Annotated in this window: 25 protein-coding genes; 15 read left to right on the top strand and 10 right to left on the bottom strand. The window is 65.9% G+C overall.

Annotated elements, in window-relative coordinates:
• Positions 1 to 104: 104 nt before the first annotated feature.
• Positions 105 to 614, top strand: a complete 510-nt coding sequence (locus DEBA_RS16545; protein WP_013256902.1) for a TlpA family protein disulfide reductase — start codon at positions 105 to 107, stop codon at positions 612 to 614.
• Between the two features lie 34 nt (positions 615 to 648).
• Here DEBA_RS16545 and DEBA_RS00325 read toward each other — a convergent pair whose 3' ends face one another.
• The 4 genes from DEBA_RS00325 to DEBA_RS16540 form a co-directional block, all read right to left on the bottom strand.
• Complete coding sequence (locus tag DEBA_RS00325; protein ID WP_013256901.1) at positions 649 to 1992, bottom strand: sensor histidine kinase; 1344 nt, start codon at positions 1990 to 1992, stop codon at positions 649 to 651.
• Positions 1993 to 2016: 24 nt separating this feature from the next.
• Positions 2017 to 2469 carry a hypothetical protein gene (locus DEBA_RS00320; protein ID WP_013256900.1) on the bottom strand — a complete coding sequence of 151 codons (453 nt, stop codon included), beginning with the start codon at positions 2467 to 2469 and terminating at the stop codon, positions 2017 to 2019.
• Positions 2470 to 2608: 139 nt separating this feature from the next.
• Positions 2609 to 3286: a response regulator gene (locus DEBA_RS00315; protein ID WP_013256899.1), complete on the bottom strand. Its 678-nt coding sequence runs from the start codon at positions 3284 to 3286 to the stop codon at positions 2609 to 2611.
• Positions 3283 to 5328, bottom strand: a complete 2046-nt coding sequence (locus tag DEBA_RS16540; protein WP_013256898.1) for a sensor histidine kinase — start codon at positions 5326 to 5328, stop codon at positions 3283 to 3285. The genes DEBA_RS00315 and DEBA_RS16540 overlap by 4 nt, the downstream gene beginning before the upstream one ends.
• A gap of 329 nt (positions 5329 to 5657) precedes the next feature.
• Here DEBA_RS16540 and DEBA_RS00305 point away from each other — a divergent pair, with 329 nt between their 5' ends.
• From DEBA_RS00305 to DEBA_RS00265, 9 genes are all read left to right on the top strand, one after another.
• Positions 5658 to 6047 carry a response regulator gene (locus DEBA_RS00305; protein WP_013256897.1) on the top strand — a complete coding sequence of 130 codons (390 nt, stop codon included), beginning with the start codon at positions 5658 to 5660 and terminating at the stop codon, positions 6045 to 6047.
• Positions 6048 to 6054: 7 nt separating this feature from the next.
• Positions 6055 to 7761, top strand: coding sequence for a sensor histidine kinase (locus DEBA_RS00300; protein WP_013256896.1), 1707 nt, complete (start codon positions 6055 to 6057; stop codon positions 7759 to 7761).
• Positions 7758 to 8150, top strand: coding sequence for a response regulator (locus tag DEBA_RS00295; protein ID WP_013256895.1), 393 nt, complete (start codon positions 7758 to 7760; stop codon positions 8148 to 8150). Before DEBA_RS00300 ends, DEBA_RS00295 begins: the two co-directional genes overlap by 4 nt.
• A gap of 15 nt (positions 8151 to 8165) precedes the next feature.
• On the top strand, positions 8166 to 8573 hold the full coding sequence (locus tag DEBA_RS00290) for a response regulator (protein WP_013256894.1): 408 nt from the start codon (positions 8166 to 8168) through the stop codon (positions 8571 to 8573).
• Positions 8557 to 10134, top strand: a complete 1578-nt coding sequence (locus DEBA_RS00285; protein ID WP_013256893.1) for an SLC13 family permease — start codon at positions 8557 to 8559, stop codon at positions 10132 to 10134. Before DEBA_RS00290 ends, DEBA_RS00285 begins: the two co-directional genes overlap by 17 nt.
• Before the next feature lie 28 nt (positions 10135 to 10162).
• The gene (locus DEBA_RS00280; protein WP_222832020.1) at positions 10163 to 11344 is read left to right on the top strand and encodes a sensor histidine kinase; all 1182 of its coding nucleotides are present in this window, start codon (positions 10163 to 10165) and stop codon (positions 11342 to 11344) included.
• 12 nt (positions 11345 to 11356) lie between these two features.
• The gene (locus tag DEBA_RS00275) at positions 11357 to 11794 is read left to right on the top strand and encodes a response regulator (RefSeq protein ID WP_013256891.1); all 438 of its coding nucleotides are present in this window, start codon (positions 11357 to 11359) and stop codon (positions 11792 to 11794) included.
• A 2-nt stretch (positions 11795 to 11796) separates the two neighbouring features.
• Positions 11797 to 12744 carry a universal stress protein gene (locus DEBA_RS00270; RefSeq protein WP_013256890.1) on the top strand — a complete coding sequence of 316 codons (948 nt, stop codon included), beginning with the start codon at positions 11797 to 11799 and terminating at the stop codon, positions 12742 to 12744.
• A gap of 192 nt (positions 12745 to 12936) precedes the next feature.
• Positions 12937 to 13356, top strand: coding sequence for a putative zinc-binding protein (locus tag DEBA_RS00265; protein ID WP_013256889.1), 420 nt, complete (start codon positions 12937 to 12939; stop codon positions 13354 to 13356).
• Between the two features lie 56 nt (positions 13357 to 13412).
• On the opposite strand, the gene DEBA_RS16535 is transcribed toward DEBA_RS00265, so the two are convergent.
• Together DEBA_RS16535 and speB are read right to left on the bottom strand one after the other, a co-directional pair.
• On the bottom strand, positions 13413 to 14066 hold the full coding sequence (locus tag DEBA_RS16535) for a PAS domain-containing protein (protein WP_013256888.1): 654 nt from the start codon (positions 14064 to 14066) through the stop codon (positions 13413 to 13415).
• Positions 14063 to 14962, bottom strand: coding sequence for an agmatinase (gene speB / locus DEBA_RS00255; RefSeq protein ID WP_013256887.1), 900 nt, complete (start codon positions 14960 to 14962; stop codon positions 14063 to 14065). Before speB ends, DEBA_RS16535 begins: the two co-directional genes overlap by 4 nt.
• Before the next feature lie 215 nt (positions 14963 to 15177).
• Here speB and DEBA_RS18240 point away from each other — a divergent pair, with 215 nt between their 5' ends.
• Positions 15178 to 15348, top strand: a complete 171-nt coding sequence (locus DEBA_RS18240) for a hypothetical protein (RefSeq protein ID WP_013256886.1) — start codon at positions 15178 to 15180, stop codon at positions 15346 to 15348.
• 180 nt (positions 15349 to 15528) lie between these two features.
• Here the strand turns inward: DEBA_RS18240 and DEBA_RS00250 are convergent, their stop codons facing one another.
• The 4 genes from DEBA_RS00250 to DEBA_RS00235 form a co-directional block, all read right to left on the bottom strand.
• Positions 15529 to 15990, bottom strand: coding sequence for a TIGR00725 family protein (locus DEBA_RS00250; protein ID WP_013256885.1), 462 nt, complete (start codon positions 15988 to 15990; stop codon positions 15529 to 15531).
• Positions 15977 to 16603, bottom strand: coding sequence for a protein-L-isoaspartate(D-aspartate) O-methyltransferase (locus DEBA_RS00245; protein WP_043814770.1), 627 nt, complete (start codon positions 16601 to 16603; stop codon positions 15977 to 15979). Before DEBA_RS00245 ends, DEBA_RS00250 begins: the two co-directional genes overlap by 14 nt.
• 73 nt (positions 16604 to 16676) lie before the next feature.
• Positions 16677 to 17078: a hypothetical protein gene (locus DEBA_RS00240; protein WP_013256883.1), complete on the bottom strand. Its 402-nt coding sequence runs from the start codon at positions 17076 to 17078 to the stop codon at positions 16677 to 16679.
• 55 nt (positions 17079 to 17133) lie between these two features.
• Positions 17134 to 17886 (bottom strand): ribonuclease H-like domain-containing protein, encoded by a 753-nt coding sequence (locus DEBA_RS00235; protein ID WP_013256882.1) that lies wholly within the window; start codon positions 17884 to 17886, stop codon positions 17134 to 17136.
• A 176-nt stretch (positions 17887 to 18062) separates the two neighbouring features.
• On the opposite strand from DEBA_RS00235, the gene DEBA_RS00230 reads away from it, so the two are divergent.
• From DEBA_RS00230 to DEBA_RS00215, 4 genes are read left to right on the top strand one after another with little or no spacing between them, the layout of a single operon-like run.
• Positions 18063 to 19469 carry a PAS domain-containing response regulator gene (locus DEBA_RS00230; protein ID WP_013256881.1) on the top strand — a complete coding sequence of 469 codons (1407 nt, stop codon included), beginning with the start codon at positions 18063 to 18065 and terminating at the stop codon, positions 19467 to 19469.
• Entirely contained in the window at positions 19418 to 21214 is a 1797-nt protein-coding gene (locus tag DEBA_RS00225; RefSeq protein WP_013256880.1) for a PAS domain-containing sensor histidine kinase, read from the top strand. The genes DEBA_RS00230 and DEBA_RS00225 overlap by 52 nt, the downstream gene beginning before the upstream one ends.
• Before the next feature lie 7 nt (positions 21215 to 21221).
• Positions 21222 to 22442 carry a response regulator gene (locus DEBA_RS00220; RefSeq protein ID WP_013256879.1) on the top strand — a complete coding sequence of 407 codons (1221 nt, stop codon included), beginning with the start codon at positions 21222 to 21224 and terminating at the stop codon, positions 22440 to 22442.
• Positions 22429 to 23583 carry an HD domain-containing phosphohydrolase gene (locus tag DEBA_RS00215; protein WP_013256878.1) on the top strand — a complete coding sequence of 385 codons (1155 nt, stop codon included), beginning with the start codon at positions 22429 to 22431 and terminating at the stop codon, positions 23581 to 23583. Before DEBA_RS00220 ends, DEBA_RS00215 begins: the two co-directional genes overlap by 14 nt.
• The last annotated feature ends 97 nt before the right edge of the window (positions 23584 to 23680 follow it).

Here is a 23680-nt window from a genome sequence, read left to right as displayed (position 1 = left end):
TCGGCGCGGCCTTTGCGCATCGTCGCCGCCTTTGATAGAGTTAGCGTGCTGACGTGGTGGTTCCGCTGAACGTAGTTTGTAAGTATAAACAGGAACGACAGCCCATGCGCAAGACCCTTTGCCTGATTTTGGCCGCCCTGACGCTCTTGGCCCCGGCCTTGCCGGCGGCGGCCCTTTCGCCGGTGGGCGGCCCCTTGCCCGCCATGACCCTGCCCGACGCCGATGGCCGCCAACACGACCTGCGAGCCGAGCTCCAGGGCAAGGTGGGCCTGATCATCTATTGGTCGGTGAGCTGCCCCCACTGCCGCAAGTTCATGCCGCAACTGCTGGAGCTGGCCCGGCGCTATGACGGCAACCCCTTTGTGCTGATCCACGTCAACGGCGATGGCCAGGCCATGGCCCCGGCGGCGGTGGCCTACGCCAAGGAGCACGGCCTGCCCCAGCCCGTGCTTCTGGATGTGGGGCCCGACGACTCCGAGCCCTTTGCCGAGAGTCTGGACCTGATCGCCACGCCGGGCGTGGCCGTGGTTGACGCGCGGGGCAATCTGCGGCTGTTGCAGGAGTTGGAGCCGGACATGGCGGCGGTGGAAAAGGCCGTGCAAGAAGGCTTTTAGCCTTCGGTTTCGGCCCGACGTCCGCGGCGCTTTTTTAGTGGAATGTCGCTGATTGGGCCTCGACCCGGCCGCCGGGCGGCGGGCCGGCGTGGCCGCCCGAGGCTGATTCGTCGGCCTTGGGGCCGGTGTCGTCGCCGGGGCTGTCGGCCTTGGCGCGCTTTAGCACCGAAAAATAGAACGTGCAGCCCTTGCCCGGCGCGCACTCCACCCAGGCCTCGCCGCCGTGGCGACTGGCCACGGCCTTGACGATGCCCAGGCCCAGGCCGCTGCCCTGGCTGCCGCGGGAGGTCTCCGAGCGGCTGAAGGCGTCGAAGATCTTCTCGGCCTGGGCCGGGGTCAGGCCCACGCCGTTGTCGCTCACCGAAAAGACATGATGCGATTCGGTCTCGTGGTGGGCCACCTCGATGCGGCTGAGGTTGGGCCCGCCATACTTCAAGGCGTTATCCACCAGATTTTCAAAGACGCGCATCAGGCCCAGGCGGTCGGCCCAGACCACGGGCGGGTCGATGGGCGTGGCGAAACCCACGCCCAGGCCGCGCAGGCGGGTTTCGAAATCCAGGCGCACTTCATCGAGCACCTCGGCCACGGGCACCGATTGCAAGTCCAGCGGGGCCTCGCTGGCGGCGATGTAGGCGTTGATCTCCGAGACCAGAAGCTCCATGCGGCCGGCGGCGTTTTCGATTTGGCGGCAGATGGCCTGGCCGCGGGGGTCGAGCTTTTCGCCGGCGGTGCGCATGAGCAGGCGGGTCAGGCCATGGATGCCCACGGCCGGGCCCTTGAGGTCGTGGCTGGCGGTGTAGGCGAAAAAGCGGATCGACTCCTTCTGGCGCTCCAGGGCGGTGGCGGCCAGGGTGTTCTGCGCGGCCACGGCGATGAGGTTGCCGGCCACCATCATCAGGTCGATCAGGGGCATGGTCAGCTCCATCACCCGCTTGGCGCCCAGGTTCATCACGCCGATCACCGCGTCGCGCACGATCAGCGGCAGGCAGACCACCGACTCCAGGCCCTTGGCCCGCAGCATGCCCACCCGCTTGGCGTCGTCGAGGTCGTCGACGCGCTGGGCCAGGAAGACCCGCCCGCTGTAGGCCCGGCCGCTGAAGCCCTCGTCCAGGCCCATCTGCTCCAGGCCACCCACGTCCAGGCCCTGGGAGGCGTGCAAAACCAGAATTTCGCGGGCGTGATCGACCAGATAGACGCGGCCGGTCTCCAAGCCGAACTGGTCGCGCACCTTGCGCAGGCCCGTCTCCAGCACTTCATCGGGCCCGTTCATGGCCGCCAGGGCGTTGCTGAGCTCGAGCACGAAGGAAAGATCCTGGTTGCGCCTGTGCATTTCGCGCTGGCCGCAGGGCACCGAGACAAACTTTTGGTTGAAGAGCACCGGACGCCTCCCCGGTTGGCGGTTTCAGGCCTGCGTCTTCAAAAATGCGATCTCGCCCTGGCGACGAGCGGCGCGCCACTGGGCGCCAAAGAGGTTTTCGGCCCCGGTCTGGGCCAGGCGTTCCAGGCAACGGGGCTCCAGGCCGGCGATGACGATGCGCTCCACGCCGCGGCAGTGGTCGCGCAGGACCACCACCAGCGCGCTCAGGGCCAGATGGTCGAAGCCACGGGCCTGGGCGAAGTCCAGGCGCAGGCGGCCGCCCACCGGGCACGAGGCCAGCACCGGGCGCAGTTTTTTCAGCACGGCCTCGGCGTCGAACCAGCCGCGGGCGATCATCTCGAAGCCGTCGCGCAGCAGGTGGGCCTCCACGCGCGGCCCGCCGCAGTTTGTTTTTGGCGCGGCGGGGAAGGTCGCGCCCAGGGCCGCGGCGGGCATGAGCATGAGCATTTCCAGGGGCAGGTCCGGGGCTCGCTCCACTTGCGTCCTCCCATTCGGCTGGTGTGGTTTATCCCACTATATGGCCGCCAAGGGGCCACTGCAATGAGACCGCGACCCTAATCGGCGTCAAAGGCGGCCTCATTTTGCCGGGGGCGCAAGGCCCAAGAAAAGCCGGGGTTCAACGACTCCAGGCGTCGGGATCGACCAGGCCGGTGGCGATGGCGTACTTGACCAGACCGATGACGTCGTGACGGCCCAGCTTGCGCATGATGTTGGCCCGGTGGTTTTCCACGGTCTTCTGGCTCAGGCAGAGCTTGTCGGCGATCTCGCGGTTGGGGAGGCCCTCGACGACCAGGCGCAGCAATTGGCGTTCGCGGTCGGTGAGGCGCTCCTGGCTGTCCTGGGCCGGGGCCGGGGTCATGTCGGGCATCTTGACGAACTCGTCGACGATGTGGCCGGCCACGGGCGAATCCAGGTAGCATTCGCCGCGCAGCACGGCCTTGGCCGCGTCGACGAGCTTTTCGCCGGCCGAGTCCTTGAGCACGTAACCTCTGGCCCCGGCCTTGAGGGCCTCGAGGATGAAGGTCTTGCGCGAATGGACGCTGAGGATGATCACCCTGGTCTCGGGCAGTTCGGCGGCGATCTGCTTGGCCGCCTCGATGCCGCTCTGCTCGGGCATGGCGATGTCCATGGTCACCAGTTCGGGCCGCAGACGCAGCACCGTCTCCACCGCCTCGAAGCCGTTGGCCGCCTCGCCGATGATCGTGAAGTCGGGGCTCTGGGCCAGGACGGTCTTGAGCCCCTCGCGGAAGATGGCGTGATCGTCGCAGATGACCACGCGGGCTTTGTCTTTCATCGTCTGCCTCCGATTGGCGCGCGCACCTTGAGGGTCGAGCCCTTGAAGTTTGAGTCTATCAGCAAGCGCCCGCCGATCAAACTGATCCTTTCGCGCATGCCGGCCAGGCCCAGGTGTTTGCCCGCGTCCAGGGCCTGGGCCACGTTGAAGCCCTTGCCCCAGTCGCGCACGCACAGTTCGATGGCCCCCTCGTCGGCGGCCAGGGACACCTCCACGCGCAGGCTGCCCGAGTGCTTGACGGCGTTGGTCAGGGCCTCCTGGGCAAAGCGGAACAGCGACGTGCGCACGCCCGGCGGCAGCAGGTCCTCGTCGATGGGCTGGAGGTTGTATTCCACGGCCAGCAGCTTGGATTCGCTCATCGACTCGCACAGGTCTTCCAGGGCGGCCACCAGGCCGAAGTTGTCGAGGATGGCCGGTCGCAGATGATAGGCCAGGGCGCGGGTCTGGTCCATGACCCGCTGGGCCAGGGCGATGAGCTGGTTGATGTCCTCGCGCTGGTTTTCCTCGCGTTGGGCCAGGGACTGCAAGCCGATTTTCAGCGCCGAGAGGATCTGGCCCATCTCGTCGTGCAGGTCCAGGGCGATGCGCTTGCGTTCTTCTTCCTGGGCGTTGATCAGCCGGCCGGAAAGCTCGCGGATCTTGCGTTCGGCCATGACCTCGGAGGTGACGTCGCGGGCCACGCCCAGGCGGCCGGTGGGGTTGCCGTCGTGATCGAGCAGGGCCCGCGAGTGGATCGACAGCCAGCGCAGGCTGCCGTTTTTGGTCAGGTGGCGCAGGGCCATGATCGAGATTTTTTCGCCCGAATGGGCGCGGCGGCGCTCTTCGTCAAAGTGGGCCCGGTCCTCGCCGGAGACAAAGTCGCGCCACAAGATGCCCAGCATGTCGCCGGGCTCGTAGCCCAGCACGGCGCTGACGGCCTTGCTGACGAAGGTCACCCGGCCCACGGCGTCGAGTTCGTAGACCACGTCGGGCAGATCCTGGACCAGGTTGCGATAGCGCTCGGTGGTGTGGCGCAGGTCGGCGGTGCGCTGTTGGACCAGGCCCTCCAGGCGGCGGGCCTCCTCGTCGAGCTCGGTGAGCATGCGCTGCTGCATGCGATAGCGCGACATCACCAGAAAACTCAGAAACAACAGGCACAGCAACAACAGGCCCATGAAAAAGACGATGTTCATGAACATGGCGTGGGCCGGGGCCATGGCCGCGTCGTAGTCCTGGGCCAGGGCCACCGACCAGCCCAGGCCGGCCACCGGCGCGGCGGCCGCGAAATAGCGCTTGCCGTCGTCGGGCGATTGCTCCAGCGCGGCCAGGGCTCGGCCGCCGCCGGCAAGCATTTTGCGGGCCTGATCCAGGGCCAGGCGGCCCTGGGGCGACTGGGCCGGCCGACCGGTCAGGTTCGAAAAGATCAGGCGCTGTTTCTGGTCGAAGACGAAGATGCTCCGCCCCGGCCGCACGGACAGGCGCTCGATGACGCCCTGCCACAGGTCGGCCCGCTGGACGATGGCCAGGTAGCCCACCGGCGCGCCGTCGGGGGTCAGCACCGGGGCCGAGAGGGTCACCACCAGCCGTCCTTGCTCGACGTGGCTCTCGTGGGCCGGTGAGATCGTCGGCCGCACCGCGCCCGGCGTCAGGCCCGGCGGTTCGAGGGGCGGGTTTTGCTGGCGGGGCAGGCCCACGAGGAAGTCGCCGGCCGGTCCGGCCACGAAGACGGCGTCGGTCTCCTGGGTGTCTTGCCACAGCGGGCCCAGGAAGGAATACAACTCGGCGAGGTCGCGCTGGACGATGGCCTGGCGAAAGGCGTTGCGCGCGGCGATGACCGCCAGGCGGCCCAAAACGCCCTTTTGGTGATCGCCGATGAAATAGCCGCAGTTTTCGGCCTGGGCCAGGTCGGCGGCCAGGTTTTCGCCCTCGGCGCGCTCGCGCAGGGCCTGGTAGACCACCAGGCTGTAGACTAGGCCCATCAGCACCAACAGGCTGAAGGCCCCGAAAAGCAGCACCGCCGGACGGCGCTTGATCAGAAATCTTTTGAACTGGGCCGCGGCCACCGCAAGCTCCTTTCGCGCGCCCCCTCCGGGGCGACGTTTGGTCATACTATAGCCTTTTTCGGCGTTTTGATAAATCCACCCCATGGCCGGCGCCGAAGCCGGCATCGTCGGCCGCCGGCCGTTCACCGTGGATAAAAGCCAATTTAATCGTCTGGTTAATCGATGGCGTGGCCCCTTTGGCCATGACCGGGCCCATCCCGAACCCCATGCACCCAGCGCAAAATGAGGCCGGCCGGCCGCCAAAATGAGGTCTGATCCCCATTTCCCGGTTGGCCCGCGACGCTTAATTTTTAGGCGTACTCAGGGGACCAACGCCCGGAGGAGCCGGCATGAATTCCGACCATGAAATTCGGGTGATGCTTTTGGATCGCGGCCAATACGTCGGCCAGTGGCTGGGCCGCCTTTTGGGCCGCACGCCGGGCTTCAGCTACCTGGGCCACTGCGACGGCGGGCGCTGCCTGGAGTCGCGGGCCCTGCGCACGCGGCCCGACGTGGTGCTGATGGACCTGCAAACCGCCCGCGCCCTGCCCGGCGGGGCCATGGGCCGCCTGCGCCAAAGCCTGCCTGGGGCCATGTTCGTGCTGATGGACTTGGACGACGGCGGCAACTACGAGCGCCTGGCCCGCCGCCTGGGGGCCGATGGCTTTATCAGCTCGGCCAACATGCCCCAGGCCCTGGAGAAAATCAGGCGTCGCCTGCTCTACCAGCGGAGGGTCTGACAAGGCCATGGGCGGTGAACGCAACGGCAAGCACAAGAACTTCTACCGCCAACTGCGGCGTAACATCATCCTTGCCATCATGCTCGTTTCGCTGGTGCCGTTGTTGCTCTCGCAGGGCATCGTCCTGGCTCACCTGCGCGAGGCCTACCGCGAAAAGGTCATCGCCCACCTCCACGAGTTGATCCTCAAGCACGGCCAGGGCATCGACCGCTACCTGACCGACCGCCTGGCCAACATCCGTCTGCTGGCCCGGGCCTACGACCCGGCGATCCTGGCCGACGAAGAGTTTCTGCGGCGGCAACTGGGCCTGCTGCGCGAGGAGTTCGGCGGGGTGTTCGTCGACCTGGGCTTGGTCGACGGCGAGGGCAAGCAACTGGCCTACGCCGGCCCGCTCAACCTCACCGGCGTCGATTATTCGCAGGCCGGCTGGTTCAAGCTGGCCATGGCCCACGATCAGTTCATCAGCGATGTCTTCACCGGCCTGCGCGGCACGCCCCACTTCGTGGTGGCCGTCAAACAGGACCGCCATGGCCAGGACTGGATCCTGCGGGCGACCATCGACATCGAGGCCTTCAGCTTTCTGGTCGAAAACATCCGCCAGGGCGAGACGGGCTTCGCCTTCATCGTCAACCGCAAGGGCGAGCTGCAAACCAGGCCCCGCTTCGCCGTGGACGTGGCCCGCCAGCCCTACGCCGAGTTTCTGCGGGCCAAGACCCTGCCCGGCAAGGTGGTGGTCACCGAAAAGCGCGGCCAGGACGGTCATGACTACATCATGGCCGTTTCGCTTTTGAAGGGCGGCCAGTGGCTGCTTTTCTATCAGCAGGAGCGATCCGACGCCCTCAGTTCGCTGGCCGGGGCCGAGCGGCTGGCCATGGCGGTGGTGGCGGCGGGGGTGCTGGCGGTGTTGTTCATGGCGCTGGCTGTGTCGGGGCGCATGGTCGCGCGCATCGCCAAGAGCGACGAGCAGAAAAAGCTCATGGACGAGCGCATGCTGGAGGCCGGCCGCCTGGCCGCGGTGGGCGAACTGGCCGCCGGCATCGCCCACGAGATCAACAACCCCGTGGCGATCATGGTCGAGGAGGCCGGCTGGCTGGAGGATCTGCTGGAGGAGGACGACGTGGTCTCCAACGCCGATCGGGCCGAGTTCGAGCGGGCCTTGGCCCAGATCAAGACCCAGGGCGCACGCTGCAAGGGCATCACCCACAAGCTGCTCAGCTTCGCCCGCAAGACCGACCCCGAGGCCCGCGAGATCTCGGTCAACGAGATGATCCAGGAGGCGCTGAGCCTTTTGGCCCAAAAGTCGCGCTACGCCAACGTCAAGATCCAGGCTCGGCTCCAGCCCGGCCTGCCGTCGGTCAAGGCCTCGCCCTCGGAGTTGCAGCAGGTGCTGGTCAATCTGGTCAACAACGCCGTCGACGCCATCGGCGCGGCCGGCGGCGCGGTGACGGTCTCTTCCGAGCGGGTCGGCGACAAGATCGTCCTGAAGGTGGCCGACACCGGCAAGGGCATCCCCGAGGCCGAACTTTCCCGCATCTTCGACCCCTTTTTCACCACCAAGCCCGTGGGCCAGGGCACCGGCCTGGGGCTGAGCATCTGCTACGGCATCATCCACAAGCTGGGCGGCCAGATAAGCGTCGAGAGCCAATTGGGCCAGGGCACGACCTTCGTCATCACTTTGCCGGCGGCGTCTGGGGCCGCGGAGGATCATAAATGAGCCGGACCAACGTCCTTTTGGTCGACGACGAAGCGCCTTTCGTCGCGGCGCTGGCCAAACGGCTGACCAAACGTGGCCTGCATGTGACCACGGCCTCCAGCGGCGACGAGGCCCTGGATTTCCTGGAGCAGATCGACGCCGACGTGATCGTGCTCGATATCCGCATGCCCGGCCTGGACGGCCTGGAGACCCTGGCCGAGGTAAAGCGCCGGCTGCCGGCGGTGGAAGTGATCATGCTGACCGGCCACGGCGGCTCCGATGACGTGGTGGAAGGCATGTCCTTGGGCGCTTTTGATTTTTTGGTCAAGCCCTGCGACGTGGAGCTGCTGCGCCAATTGGTGGAGGAAGCCGCCGCCAAGAAACGCGCATCCATCGGGGCGCGGGGCTAGGAGGAAAGCGCGACCATGGGCGCGGACCGTTGCACGCTGAGGCTTTTGCTTGTCGACGACGAGCACGGCTACCTGGAAGTGCTTTCCAAGCGCTTGGGCAAGCGCGGCGTGGAGGTGACCACCGCCTCCAGCGGCGAGGCGGCCATCCGGTTGCTGCGGCGCAACGAGTTCGACGCCGCGGTGGTCGATCTCAAAATGGAAGACATGGACGGCATCGAAGTCCTGAAGGTTTTCAAGAAAATGGACCCCGACATGGCGGTGATCATCCTGACCGGGCATGGTTCGGAGCAAGCCGCCCGCGACGGCATGCGCCAGGGGGCCCACGACTATCTGACCAAACCATGTGAGCTGAGCGAACTGCTGGACAAGATTCAACAGGCATGCAAGTGGAGTGAAAGGAGTGACAATGATACCGAAAAGTAAGCTGCTGATGCTGCTTGTGGCCATCGCGCTGGGCATCGTGGTGATGCTCTTGCCCCGGCCGGAAGGCACCAGATTCGAAATAATCGGCGACCCGGACCAGAAGGTTCTGGCGGCCGTGAGTGATGCATTCGCGTTGTACGGCGCGCCGGACAAGGAGGGCGCTTATCTGGTCGAGGCCAAGGCGCCGGGGACCGAACAGTGCACCGGCCAGGCCATCGAGGCCAAGATTCAGCAACTGGGCCTGGCCGACGTGAGCGTCGAGTACGACAACGGCCTGTCGCCCAGGGCCAAGACATTCCTGGCGGTGCTGGCCTTTTTGGTGGTGCTGTTCGTGGCCGAGCCGGTGCCGCTGGAGATCACGGCCATGTGTATCGGCGTGCTGCTGATCGCAACAGGCGTCAGCGACGTCAAGGACGCCTGGGCGGCCTACATGAACCCGGTGGTGGTGTTCATCATGTGCTGCCTGATCTTCGCCATCGCCCTCGACAAGGCCAACGTGACCAAACGCCTGGCCCACGCCGTGGCCAAGAAGGCCGGCGACAGCGTGACCAAGTTCACCTTCATTTTGGCCATAAGCCTGGGCTTGGCCTCGGCCGTCATGCACGACGCGGCGGCGGCGGCCATCGGCTTCGCCACCATCCTGCCCTTGATGCGCGCCGCCGGCGTCGAGCCCAACACCAACACGGCCCGCTTCATGATGATGAGCATTCCCTTCGCGTGCAGCGCCGGCGGCATGGGCACCCTGGTCGGCGGCGGCCGCTGCATGGTTTCGGCGGCGTTTCTGAAGGAACTGACCGGCATGGAGCTGGACTTCCTGGACTGGATGCTCTACGCCGGCCCCGGCGCGCTGATCTGCGTGCCGGCGGTGGTGGCCGTGGTTTATCTGGTCTTCCGGCCCGACCCCAAGATCAAGCTGCCCAAGTATGACGAGGAAATCGGCCCCTGGACGCGCAACGAGATCGTCACCCTGTCGATCTTCGGCCTGGTGCTGCTGAGCTGGTTGCTCAAGGGCTTCACCGGCCTGGATTATTCCGTCACCGGTATTTTGGGCGTGGTGGCCCTGGTGCTCACCGGCGTGCTGAAGTGGCACGACATCCACACCGATCTGGAGTGGGGCACGGCCCTGTTCATCTTCGGCGGCGGCTTGGCCCTGGGCCTGGCCATGGACTCCTCGGGCGCGGCCCGCTACTTCGCCAATCTGTTTTTCCCGCTGGTCAAGGGCGGCGGCTGGCTGGTGCTGCTGGCGGCGGTGGGCGTCTTCGGCGCGCTGGTGACCAACGCCATGGCCAACGTGGCCGCGGCGGCCTTGATCCTGCCCATCGTCATCCCCATGGCCAAGATGGAAGGCGTCGACCCGCGCGTGCTGGCCCTGGGCCTGGGCATGTGCACCAGCTTCGCCTATCTGCTGGTCATCGGCTGCCCGCCCAACGCCATTTCCTACTCGTTCAAGCAATTCCGGGCCATGGACCTGACCAAGGCCGGCCTGGTGGCCACGCCGATCATGCTGGCGCTGGTCCTCGGCGTCGCGGCGCTGTGGTGGCACATCATGGGTTTGGTATAGAATGAGATCAGAGGCGTAGGGCGTGGCGTTGGAAAAGTCGCAAATCACCGTTCTGCTCGTCGACGACGAGGCCGATTTTCGCGGGCCCCTGGCCCGGCGGCTGGCCAAGCGGGGCATCGACTCCGTGGAGGCCGGCTCCGGCCAGGCGGCCCTGGAACTGTTCGCCGATCGGCAGTTCGACGCGGTGATTCTCGATGTCAAAATGCCCGGCCTGGACGGCTTGCAGACCATGGCCGCCATCAAAAAACGCCAACCAGACCTGGAGGTCATCCTGCTCACCGGGCAGGCCAGCGCCGCCGACGGCGTGGCCGGCATCAAGGCCGGCGCCTTCGACTACCTGACCAAGCCGGTGGAGATCGAACAACTGGCGGGCAAGATCCGCCAGGCCGTGGAGCGCCGCGAAATGCGGCAAGAACAGGAACTGGAGGCCCAGTTCCGCCAAGAGATGCAGCGGCGCATGAACGTGGCCGAACGCCTGGCTTCGCTGGGCACCATGGCCTCGGGCGTGGCCCACGAGATAAACAACCCCCTGGCCATCATCAGCGAGGCCGCCGGTTGGCTCAAGGGCCGGTTGGCCAAGGATCAAAGCGCCTCGGACGAACTGCGCAAGGCGGGGGAGCTGGCCATAAGCAAGATCCTCTCCAGCGTGGAGCGGGCCAGCCGCATCACTCATCAACTGCTGGATTTTGCCCGCAAAAACGACTGGGAGATCCAGGAGTTCGACATTGTGGAGCTGGCCTCGGACGTCATTGACCTGACGGCCAACGCCGCCAGGGACGCCAACTGCAAGGTGGAGCTGCACGCCAAGTCGCGGCCCATCAAGGTGTGGTCCGACCCTTATCAACTGCGCCAGGTGCTGATCAACCTGCTGACCAACGCCTGCCAGGCGGTGGGAACCCAGGGCGGCGGCGAGGCCTGGCTCAGCGTGGACAGCGCCGGCGATGACGTGCTCATCGCCGTCAAGGACACCGGCCCGGGCATACCCAAGGAAAACCTCACCCGCGTCTTCGAGCCGTTTTTCAGCACCAAGCCGCCCGGAAAGGGCACCGGCCTGGGGCTGAGCGTCTCCAAGGGAATCGTCGAAAAGCTCGGCGGGCGGATAGAAGTCGACAGCCGCCTGGGCAGCGGGGCGGTCTTTCGGGTGAGCCTGCCGCGCAAGCCGCAGGTCTCGCCGGTCAGGCCGGAACATGGCCCAAGCCTTAACCACTAGGAGCGTATTGCCATGAAAATACCGATTTACATTCTGATCGTCGATGACGAGCCCGATTTCGTCGACATGCTGGCCATGCGCCTGGGCGACGAGGGCAACAAGGTGCGCACCGCCCTCGACGGCAAATCAGGCCTGGCCCTGCTCGACGAGTGGGACGCCGACGTGGTCATCCTCGACATCAAGATGCCCGGCATGGACGGCATGCAGGTGCTCAAGGAGATCAAACAGAAACACCCCATCGTCGAGGTGATTTTGCTGACCGGCCACGGCACCATCGACACCGCCGTGGAAGGCCTCAAATCCGGCGCCTACGACTATTTGCTCAAACCGGCCAACCACCAGGAACTGCTCGACAAGCTCGAACAGGCCCGCAAGCGCAAGGCCGAACATGAAGAACGCATCCGGCAGGCCGAGGCCTTGGCCTTGGTCCGCAGGACAGGAGGCATGTGATCATGGCTGAAGGCGGGATAAAGGCTCTGGTCGCCGTGGATGGCTCGTGGCGGGCCATGTCCATGGTCCATTTCATTGCCGGACAAATGGAGCCCCGAAAGGTCGAGCTGAAGTTATTCAACGTGCACGACCAGTTGCCCGAGGGATTCAGGGATATCGACAAAAACCTGGACTACCTCTTCCGTCTTTCGGAAGTCAAGAGCTGGGATCTCAGCCAACGCGCGCACATGGCCAACTTCATGAACCAGGCCCGGCTGATCCTGGAGCGGGCCGGCTTCGACGCCAAAGGCATCGATTCCCAGATCCACGAACGCGTGCGCGGCGTCGCCCGCGATATCATCGCCGAGGCCAGCCGGGGCTACGACATGGTCGCCTTCGCCCGGCGCGGCCTGGGGGCCTTGCAGGGCACCATCCTGGGTTCGGTGGCCAACAAGCTCGTCACCAAGCTCACCGACATACCGCTCTGGGTGGTCGGGCGGCGGGCCAAGCCGGGGCGGGTGCTGCTGGCCGTGGACGGCTCCGAAAGCGCCACCCGCGCCGCCGCCCACCTGGCCAGGGTGGCGTCGGACAACGCGGCGGTGACGGTCTTCCACGCCGTGCGCTCGCCGCGGCTGATCATGGAATACCCTCTGGTCATCGACGAACTGCCGCCGGAGATCGTCCATATCTCCGATGGCCAGACCGTCGGCCAACGGGCCCAACGCGTCATGGAAGAGGCCGCCGAGGCCCTGGTCGCCAGCGGCTTCAAGCGCGAGCGCATCGAGCTCAAGCTGGCCCAGGACGTCTCCAGCCGGGCCGACGCCATCGTCAGCGCGGCCAAGGCCGGCAGTTACGGGCTGATCCTGATGGGCCGACGGGGCATGTCCAGCGTGGGCGAGTTCTCCATGGGCCGGGTGACAGCCAAGGTGCTGCAACTGGCCAAGGGCATGGCCGTGGCCGTGGTCAACTGACCCAGACCGACGATTGGCCCTGCTGGGGGGCCTTGAAGGGCCACGACTCCGGGATTCGCTCCCGGGGCCGTGGCCCATATTTTGGCATGCGACAAAGCTCTTGACAGATTTGGCCATTTAGCCAAAATTAGAAACGTCGATGCGGGTCGGACAACCTGAATCACGTCAACCTTTTCTGTCGGGGCAAGCGAAATGTCGGAAAACTGTTGTGCGAATACTGGGCAGGCGCTGATTCTGGCCTGTTCGGGAGGCTCCAACGTGGGCCAGTTGACCAATCAGGCGGCGGTGGAGCTGACCAAGGAGGGCTTTGGCAAGATGTTCTGCTTGGCTGGCGTGGGCGGCAATCTGCCCGGTTTCGTGCGGGCGGTGGCCGAGGCCCCGGCGCTGTTGGTCCTGGACGGCTGCGAGGTTGGCTGCGCCAAGGCCATCTTGGCCCAGGCCGGCGCGCCTTTGCGCGGGCATCTGGTGCTGACCGAACTGGGTGTCGTCAAAAACAAAGACCTGACGCCGCCGGCCGAACAGCTGGCCCAGGTCAAGGAAGCGGCAAAAAAGGCCGCTTGGTCGGCCGGGCCCAGCCTGACGACCATTGGCGGCTGCGCCTGCGGCAAGTGAGGCCAACGCTCGGGCCCAACGACTTCGAGGCTCGCCCCCGGGGCCGTGGCCCAAATTTATTTGATGTTTTCGCCCTTCAGCTCGGGGTATAGCTCGCGCACGCAGTCGGGGCAGAGGCCGTGGCTGAAGCTGGCCCCGCTGTGGCTGGCCAGGTAGTGTTCGATCTGTTGCCAATAGCCCTTGTCGTCGCGGATTTTTTTGCATTTGGCGCAGATGGGCAAAAGCCCGCTGAGGGTGCGCACCTGGTCCAGGGCTTGGCGCAGATCCTCGACCAGCCGGCGCTGGGCCAACTCGGCGGTCTTGCGGCGGGTGATGTCGCGCAAAACGCCCACCGAGCCGATCAGCCGGCCGTCTTCGTCGTGATAAGGAAAAGAATGGTCGCTGAGCCACTTTTCCCGGCCGTCCTTGCAGCGCACGCGGTAGTCCAACTCGATGGGCCCGACCTGGCCGGACAAGCGCTTGTGGCGCAACATCTCCAGATCGGCCGGCCGGCCGTCGGCGTGGGTGGCCTCCAGCACCAGACTGGCGAAGGACATGGCCATGATCTCCCGCGCGCCGTAGCCGGTCAGGCTTTCTATGCCGGGGCTGAGGTAGTCGTAGGCCATGGTGCTGAAGCGAAGCTGGTAGAGCGCATCGCCGGTGGTCTCGGCCAGCAAGCGCAGGCGGGCGTCGTTTTGGGTTTGATCGATGGGGCCCAGCGGCGCGCTCATCTCTCGCTTCCGTGACTTGGCTTTGGCCCGCCCAGCAGGGCCAGGCCCAGGGCGCGATGGACCAGCTTGGCCGCGGTGAAGTCCCAGGCGGTCATGCCCATCAGCGGGGCCAGCTCCACCACGTCCAGGCCGATCACCGGGCAACGGGCGCAGACGGCCTCCAGCCAAGCGGTGACCTGGGGCCAACTCAGGCCGCCGGGCTCGGGCGTGCCAGTGGCCGGCATCACCGAGGCGTCGAAGCCATCCACGTCCAGCGTCAGATAAACCGGGCCTTCCAGACCGGCCACGGCCTTTTGCAGCCAGTCCGGGTCGTTGTGCACCTCACGGGCCCACAGTGGCTCCATGCCCCTGGCCCGGATCAGCTCCATCTCGGCCAGCGAGCAACTGCGCGCGCCAAAATGGCGCACCTCCAGGCCCAGGTCCAGCGCGCGGCGCATGGCGCAGGCGTGGGAATAGGGGCTGCCCTCGTAGCTGTCGCGCAGATCCAGGTGGGCGTCCAGGCTCAATACCGTGAAATCGGCCCCACGACGTTTGACCAGGGCCCGCAAGGCGGCCACGGTCACGGTGTGCTCGCCGCCCAACAACACCGGCAGGCGGCCGGCGTCCAGCTCTCGGCCCACCGCCGCCTCGATGCGCGTCAAGGCCGTCTCCAGCGGCGGAGAAACATTCACCGCTGGCCGGGTGATCACGCCCAGATCCATGACCTGGCAATCGACCACGTTGTCGTAAAGCTCCAGTTGCTGGCTGGCGAAGATGATCGCCGCCGGGCCCAGGGACGTGCCGTGGCCGTAGCTTACCGTGGCCTCCAAGGGCGCGGGGATGATCGCGGCCCGGGCGGCCTCCTCGGGCGGGTTGGGCAGTTCGGAAAAAGAGGTGATCGGTCCATCCAACGACATGGGCGTTCCTTCTGCGCTAGAGCGCTCTCGACCTATTAACCTAGCACACATTATATAACCACGAATCGGAAAACGCCTGCCTCGCGCGTGGGGGGTGCTGGTCCCGCCCAGTGGGCTTATTTTTTGGCTGATGACGATTTTTACCTAATGCCGCGCCACCGAAAAACCGAAAAGAACTTTGACGGCGGCAACAACTATCCACGGAAGGATAACCCATGGAACTCGCCTATCTGGTCGTCTCGGTAGCCGGCATGCTCGTGGCGGTGTCGGTGTCGATCCACCAAGAAAAAAAGCGCGACAGGGAGTTGGACCAGTGCCTGAGCGAACTGGCGTGCTTGACCAACCCCAGCGGCCCTCCTGACGAGGAAGGCCACGCCATCCACTAAAAAAAGCCCTCGCCGGCGTCGCGGCCGTCCCGGACCGACGCCTGACAGCCGTCCGCGCTGACACAGGAGGGGACCGATCCGGTTCGGGTTCTGGTTCTTCCGCCGCGCGGCAAGGGCGAAAAACAAAGCCTTCCGACCTTGGGACACGGGGAGTTCTGGTCGGGAGGCTTGCTTTTTTTGTTATGCCGGCCCGAGGCGATCGATGAGGCAGTCGACGGCTTCTTGGGGTGATTCGGCTTCGGCCAGGCCTGGGATGTCCCAGGAATCGAGGGCGACGATCGGTTTGCCGGCTTTGAGGGCGAAGCCGATTTCGCTGAGGGTGCCCGGCCCCCCGGCGATGGCGATGACCCCTTCGCCGGCGCTGACGACCAGGGCGTTGCGGGCCTGGCCCAATCCGCTGGGGATGACCACGGTGGCGTAGCGATTGGCGGTGTGGCGGTCCGTGCCGGGCAGGATGGCCACGGCCAGGCCGCCGGCTTCGGAGGCGCCGCGGCAAGCTGCCTCCATGACCCCGCCCAGGCCGCCACAGACCACGCCCAGGCCGTGTTTGGCCAGGAGCTGGCCCACTTGGCGGGCTTGTTCGTATTGCCGGGGGCTGGCCGCGCCGGCCCCGACCACGCTGACGAGTCTAATCGCGGCCATGGGTTATCCAGCCATGTTTGCCCACCAAATCGACGAAGCGACAACCGCCCAGGTCTTCGGTGACCAGGCGTGGCCCACGTTTGGTGAGGCGGGTGAGGGTTTGGTGCAGACGGTCGCCCACGGGCATGACCAGGCGTCCGCCATCGGCCAGTTGATCGATGAGGGTTTGGGGCAGCTTTGGCCCGCCGGCGGTGACGAGGATGGCGTCGTAGGGCGCATGCGCGGGCAGGCCCAGAGTGCCGTCGCCGACGACGAGGTTGACGTTGAAGGCCTTGATTTTTTCGAGCGTGGCCTGGGCGCGGCGGGAGAGGGCCAGGATGCGTTCGACGCTGTAGACCCAATCGGCCAGGCGGGCCAGGATGGCTGTTTGGTAGCCGCTGCCGGTGCCGATTTCCAAGACTTTTTCGCGGCCGGTCAGGCCCAGGGCGTCGGTCATGATGGCGACGATGAAGGGCTGGCTGATGGTCTGGCCCTCGCCGATGGCCACGGGGTGATCGGCGTAGGCCTGGCCCCAGAGGGCCTCGGGCACGAAGAGGTGCCGAGGGATTTCGCCCATGGCCGCCAGCAGCTTTGGGTCGCCGACGCCTCGCCGGGCGATCTGTTCCTCGACCATGCGGCGGCGCTGGACCGGAAAGTCGTTGAGTTGGGCCAAGGACGGATGCTCCGGGTTATGGGTTGTTGGCCCGTCAGCGGCCTTTGGGCTCGATGACGGTAATTTTGTGTTTGGGCCGATCAACCGGGGCGGCCTCCGGCGGCGCGGGGTCGTCGTCTTCCATCTCGATGCGCCAGCCATCCTGGGGCGGGCCGGCCTTGCGGCGTCTTAGCAGGTAGGTCGCGCCGTGCAGCAGGACCAAGGCCCAGATCGCGCCGATGACCCACCATGCCCATTTGACGCGCCAGGCGTAGGAGTAATACGCGCCCAGCACCACCATCGACGCGCCCAAGCTCATGCCCAGGTGGCGGGTGAGGGCGTCCCTGGCCTTGGCGTTGGGGTCTTCGCCCTGCATGATGACGCGGATGATCCGGCAATCGGCCGTTTCGTCTGGCCGCTGATCGTCTGGTCTGGGTTGGTGATGATCTTGGGTCACGCCGCCTCTCCCGCCGCGCGTATGATTATACATACCACCGTCACGCGCGTTTTGGCTAGCCCGCTTGGGCCAGTAGGGTTTGGCGCAGGCGATCGTGGGCCAGGGCCAGCAGCGGTTGGAGGTTTACGATATCGCAGGCGTTGTAGGCCAGCAGCGTCGGCAGGGCCGAGGGGTCGCCGGCCTGGTGGCGGGCCCAGAGGTGGACGGCGTCCAGGCCGCCCAGGCCGTCGACGCCCGGTGGCCTGGTCAGGCCCAGTTGTTTTTCGATGCGTTTCAGGCCGCCGGTCAGGCCGACGCGTTTGAGCGTCCAGCGCAGATCGATATGGGCCGGCGGCAGCCAGAGGTTGTGGAAAACGGCGCGCAGCACGGGGATGTCGAAGCTGGCGCCGGCGAAGGTGACGACGATGTCGGCCCCGTGCATGGCGTGATCGAGCTGGTGGATGTTTTGGCCGGCGACGAACTGGCGCACGGTCTGGCCGTCGTAGAGGCCGACGACGGTCACGCCGCCCCACTGGTCGGGGTCGCCGCCGGTTTCGATGTCGAGGTAGACCACGCGGTCGAAGTGGGGCCACAGCCGCCAGTGCTCGGCCGGGGGTAGCATGGCGGCCAGGGTTTTGGCGGCGTCCGGCCGTTGCAGGGCCTCCAGGGAGCGTTCGACGACCGGCCGGCCCAGGTTGTGCAGACCGGCCGGCAAAAGGCGCTGGCCGCGGTCGAGGAAGTCCTCCCACGATTCGACGCCGGCGCGCCAGATGGCCCGCTCGCGTTTGGGCCCCACGCCCGAGATATGCAAAAACGTGCGCTTGAGCATGAGCTGATTATGGCCCTGGCCGGGGCAGTTGCCAATGGCCGGCCGGGCCGGGGCTCGTTTTTTCGGCGACCGTCGGCAACGGCTCGCTGACCCATGGGCTTTGGGTTTACACGCTTCGGGCCGAGGTTTCATAATGGCATAATGAAACGAAGCGAGGCCGTCGGAGGAACGTGGGCATGCAAGAGAGCCTGAAGGTGTTGCTGATCGAGGACGAGGCCGATTTCGCCGGCGTGGTGCGCAAGCTGTTGGAAAACAACCGGCACTTCGCGTTCAAGGTGGATTGGGCCCAGTCGCTGGCCCACGGCCTGACGATGATGGACGGCGGCCGCTATCAGGTGGTGCTGTTGGACCTGAACTTGCCCGACAGCCGGGGGCTGGAGACGCTGCGCATTTTGCTGCGGGCCGCGCCGGAGATGCCGGTGGTGGTGCTGACGGGCATCGACGACGCCGATGTCGCCATGCGCAGCCTGGAGCTGGGGGCCCAGGATTTTCTGGATAAGGGCGAGATCTCGGGCAAGCTCCTGCCGCGTTCGCTACGCTTTGCCGTGGCCCACAAGAATTCCTGGCTGCTGGCCCAGAGCGCCAAGCAGGAGAAGGAAACCATCCTCGACAGCCTGGTGGAGCACGTGGTTTTCACCGACAACCAGTCGCGGGTGTTGTGGGCCAATCGCGCCGCCTGCGAGGCCGTGGGCAAGACCCGCGAGGAGGTGGAGGGCCGACTCTGCTACGAGATCTGGGCCGACCGCGGCGACGTCTGCCCGGACTGCCCCCTGGGCCTGGCCATGGCCACGGGCCAACCCCAGGCCATCGAGCGCACCAGCCGTTCGGGCAAGTTCTGGCAGATCAAGGGCGCGCCGGTGCGCGACCCCGGCGGGGCCATCGTCGGCGGGGTGGAGATGGCCCTGGACGTGACGGCCCGCAAAAAGGCCGAGGAGGCCCTGGCCGCCAGCGAAAAGCGCTATCGGCACCTGGTCGAAAACGCCGCCGACATCATCTACCGCACCGATATCGACAACATCGTCACCTTCGTCAACAAGGCCGCCGAGGACATCACCGGCTACGGCGCCGACGAACTGGTGGGCATGAAGACCGACGACCTGGTGGCGCCGGAACATCGCAAACAGGTCTACGAGCACTATCGCCGCCAGTTCGAACTGGGCCAATACAAGGTCTACCTGGAGTTCCCCATCGTGGCCAAGGACGGCCGCACCGTGTGGCTGGGCCAGAACCTCTGGTCGGTGGAGGAAAACGGCAAGCTGGCCGGCTTCGAGGCCATCGCCCGCGACATCACCGAGTTGCGTGACGCCCGCGAGGCCCTCCAGGCCGCCTACGAGGGCATGGAAGACCGCATCGCCGAGCGCACGGCCCAGTTGGAAATGGCCAAGCGCCAGTGGGAAGACACTTTCAACGCCGTGCCCGACGCCATCGCCATCATCGATCGCGGCCACAAGGTGCTGCGGGCCAACAAGGCCATGGCCCGCCTGGCCGGTCTGCAACCCCACGACATCGTCGGCAAGGAGAGTGCCTGGCGGTGCTGCACGGCTGCGACAAAAGCTTCGAGACCTGCCCGCACACCCGCCTGATCAAGGACGGCCAGCAGCACAGCCAGGAGTTTTTCGACCCCGTGCTGGGCGTGGACATGCTGGTGACCACCTCGCCGCTGTGGCGGCCCGACGGCAAGCTCATGGGCAGCGTCCACGTGGCCCGCGACATCAGCCAGCTCAAAAACGCCGAAAAGGCCGTGCAGGAGCAACTGCGCTTTCTGCAGATGCTGGTCGACACCATCCCCCACCCCATCTTTTTCAAGGACAAAGACGGCCTCTTCACCGGCTGCAACCGCGCCTTCGAGTTGCTGATGGGCCTGAGCCGGCAAGACGTGCTGGGCCGCACGGCCCGCCAGGCCCTGCCCGAAGGCGTGCTCGACCTGGGCGAGAGCAACGAACGCCAGGCCATGGCCAAGGGCTCGACCATCAGCTACGAGACGCGGCTGGCCAACGCGGCCGGCGAAAAACGTGACGTCATCTTCAACGTCGTGGCCTACAAGGACGCCGAGGGCCAGCCGGCCGGTTTGGTCGGCTCGATCCTCGACATCACCGAACAGCGCGCCGCCGCCCGCGAACTGCGCCAGAGCGAGGAGCGCTACCGCACCCTCATCGAGACGCTTTCCGAGGGCTTGGTGGTCGTCGATGAAAATCTCAACATCAAGCTGTTCAACCCCCGCTTCATCGAACTGGTCGGCTACCCGGCCGATGTGGTCAAAAAGGCCAACTTCACCGATTTCCTCGACGACGAAAACAAGGCCGTAGTGGGCGCCCAATACGAAAAGCGCAAAAAGGGCGGCAGGGACTCCTATGAGCTGGCCTTCACCCGCCAGGACGGCGGCAAGGTCTACACCCTCATCTCGCCCAAGCCTATTTTCGACGCCAGCGGCGTGTTTAAGGGCTCCTACGCCCTGGTCACCGACCTGACCGAGCGCAAAATCCTGGAGAGCCAGCTCATGCAGGCCCAGAAGCTCGAGGCCATCGGCCAACTGGCCGCCGGCATCGCCCACGAGATCAACACCCCGGCCCAGTTCGTCAGCAGCAACACGCGTTTTCTGGAGGAGTCCTTCGCCGATCTGACCCGGCTCTGCCAGGCCTATTCCGCCCTGGGCCAGGCCGCCCTGGCGGCCGACGGCGAACTGGCCGCCTTGGCCCGCGCCGCCCAGGAACTGGCCCAGGAGATCGACCACGATTATCTGATCGAGGAAATACCCAAGGCCATCGGATCCAGCCTGGAGGGCCTGGGCCGCGTGGCCAAGATCGTCCAGTCCATGAAGGAGTTCGCCCACCCCGGCCGCGACGATTTTTCGCCGGTGGATATCAACAAGGCCATCGAAAACACCGTCACCGTGGCCCGCAACGAGTGGAAATACGTCTCCGACCTGGAGACCGACCTGGACCCCGACCTGCCCCACGTGCCCGGCCTGGTGGCCGAACTCAACCAGGTTTTCTTGAACATCATCGTCAACGCCGCCCAGGCCCTGGCCGGGGTCATCCGCGAGGGCGTCGACGAAAAGGGCCTGATCCGCATCAGCACTCGCGCCACCGCAACGGGCGTGGAGGTGCGCATCTGCGACAGCGGCCCAGGCATCCCCGAGCACGTCGGCCGCAAGATCTTCGACCCGTTTTTCACCACCAAGGAGCCGGGCAAGGGCACCGGTCAAGGCTTGTCCATCGCCTATCGGGTGGTGGCCGAGCGCCACAAGGGCGCGCTGAACTACGAAAATCGCCCGGAAGGAGGCGCCTGTTTCGTCATCAACCTGCCCCTGGTCCGAGAGGAAGACTGAGCCTGCCATGAAACGTATTTTGTTCGTTGACGACGAACCCCAGATCCTGGACGGCTTGCGGCGGATGCTGCGCGGCAAGCGCCGCGAGTGGGAGATGGTTTTCGTGGGCGGCGGCGCCGAGGCCCTGGCGGAAATCAAAAAGCGCCCCTTCGACCTGGTGGTCACCGACATGCGCATGCCGGTGATGGACGGGGCCGAGCTGCTGGAGCGGGTGCGCGAGATGTGCCCGCAGACGGTGCGCATCGTGCTCTCGGGCCATTCGGAGCGCGAAAAGATCATGCGTTCGGTGCGGCCGGCCCACCAATACCTGGCCAAGCCCATCGAGCAGCAGGAACTGATGGCGGTGCTGCAAAAGGCCATCGACCTGCAACAGGTGCTGGGCAACCAGGCCCTGTGGGCCATCCTGGGCCAGGCCGAAAACCTGCCGGCGATGCCGGCGATCTACAGCCGGCTGGTGGAGGCCATCGAGTCGGAGGACTCGTCGATGGAGGCTATCGGTCGCATCATCGAGCAAGACCTGGGCATGACCGCCACGGTGCTCAAGGTGGTCAACTCGGCCTTTTTCGGCCTGCCGCGCACGATCTCCTCGGCCTGCCAGGCCGTGGGCCTGCTGGGCCTGGACCTGATCCGTTCGCTGGTGCTCTCCTACCAGCTTTTTTCGACCTTCGAGGGCCGGGGCCCGGCCAAATTTTCCTTGCCGGGTCTATGGCGGCACAGCTCGGTCACGGCGGTTTTGGCCAAAAAGATCGCCCAGATGGAAGGCGGCGACCGGACGATGGTCGATGAAGCGTTCATGGCCGGCGTCTTGCACGACGTGGGCAAGTTGCCGTTATACTATTACGCCAAGGAGACATACGCCAAAGTGCTGGAAGACGTGCGGGCCGGCGAGGGCCTGCTGTTCGAGGTCGAGGGTCGGGTGATGGGGGCCACCCACGCCGAGGCCGGGGCCTTTCTGATGGGCCTGTGGGGCATGTCCGAGCGGGTGGTGCGGGCCATCGCCTTCCATCACCGGCCCGGCGATTGGCCCCACGGCGACTTCGGGCCGTTGACGGCCGTGCACGCGGCCAACGTCCTGGAGCACGAACTTTACGTCATCCACAAGCACTACCGCGTGCCGGCCCTGGACGTGGCCCACCTGGAAACCGTGGGCAAGGCCGGCCGCGTGGATGCCTGGCGCAAGGAATGCAAAAATCTACTGGGCGATGGAGCGAACTTTGAGCCCGAATAAACCGCCGGAGAAAATCCTTTTCGTCGACGACGAGGCCGCCGTGCTGGATTCGTTCAAACGGCAGTTGCGCGGCAAGTTCGACATCGACACCGCCCTGGGCCCAGCGGCGGCCCAGCAGGCCATCCAGAACGATGGGCCCTACGCCGTCATCGTCTCGGACATGAAAATGCCCGGCATGAACGGGGCCCAGCTCCTGGCCTGGGCGCGGGGCGCCTCGCCCGAGTCGGTGCGCATGATCCTGACCGGTTTCGCCGACATGGACAGCGCCGTCAAGGCCGTCAACGAGGGCAACGTCTATCGCTTCCTGACCAAGCCCTGCGACGCCCAGACGCTGATCCGCGCGCTCATCGACGCCATCCGGCAATACCGCCTGGAGATCGCCGAGCGCCAGATCCTGGAGCAAACCTTGCAGGGGGCCATCAAGGTGCTCACCGACATGCTGGCCCTGGTCAAGCCCGAGGCCTTTGGCCGGGCCTCGCGCATCTCCCGCCACGTGCGTGACATCGCCGCCGAGATGGCCCTGGAGCAGCCCTGGCAATACGAGACCGCGGCCATGCTCAGCCAGATCGGCTGCCTGGCCCTGCCCGACGACTTGTTGCACAAGGTCTACAAAGGCAAGCCGCTCAGCCGCATGGAAAGCGAGGAATTCCGGGGGCATCCGGCCATGGCCGTCGAGCTTTTGGACAACATCCCCCGCCTGGAGCCGGTCAGCCAGGCCATTTTGTACCAGGAAAAACAGTTCGACGGCTATGGCCCGCCCGAGGGCGGACTGGCGGGCCACGCCATCCCCCTGGGCGGACGCATCCTCAAGGTCGTGCTGGATTTCGATTCGCTCTCGGCCGGCGGTCTGAACAAGGCCAGCGGCCTGGCCGAGCTGAAAAAACGCCACGGCTGGTATGATCCCGACATGATCCTGGCCCTGGAAGTGACCCTGGGCATGGAGGCCAACTACAACCTGCGGCGCGTTGGCGTCGCCGACCTGGAAGAAAACATGATCCTGGCCCAGGACGTCTGCGCGGGTTCGCGGGTCTTGCTGGCCCAGGGCCAACAACTCAGCCGCACGCTAATCGTCAGCCTGCGCAACTATCACCGGGCCCAGCGCCTGGCCGAGCCGGTGGAGGTGCTCGTGCCGATCAGGTGAGCCGCCGCCCACCCAATGCCCGCCCCGCCATTTGTGTTTGTTCGAGTTTGGCCCGGCCCGCGCTGCCCCCGAAGCCGGGGCTTTCGTCAATCGATAG

The organism is Desulfarculus baarsii DSM 2075 (assembly GCF_000143965.1).
GTDB lineage: Bacteria > Desulfobacterota > Desulfarculia > Desulfarculales > Desulfarculaceae > Desulfarculus > Desulfarculus baarsii.
This window is presented reverse-complemented; position numbering and strand designations above follow the sequence as displayed.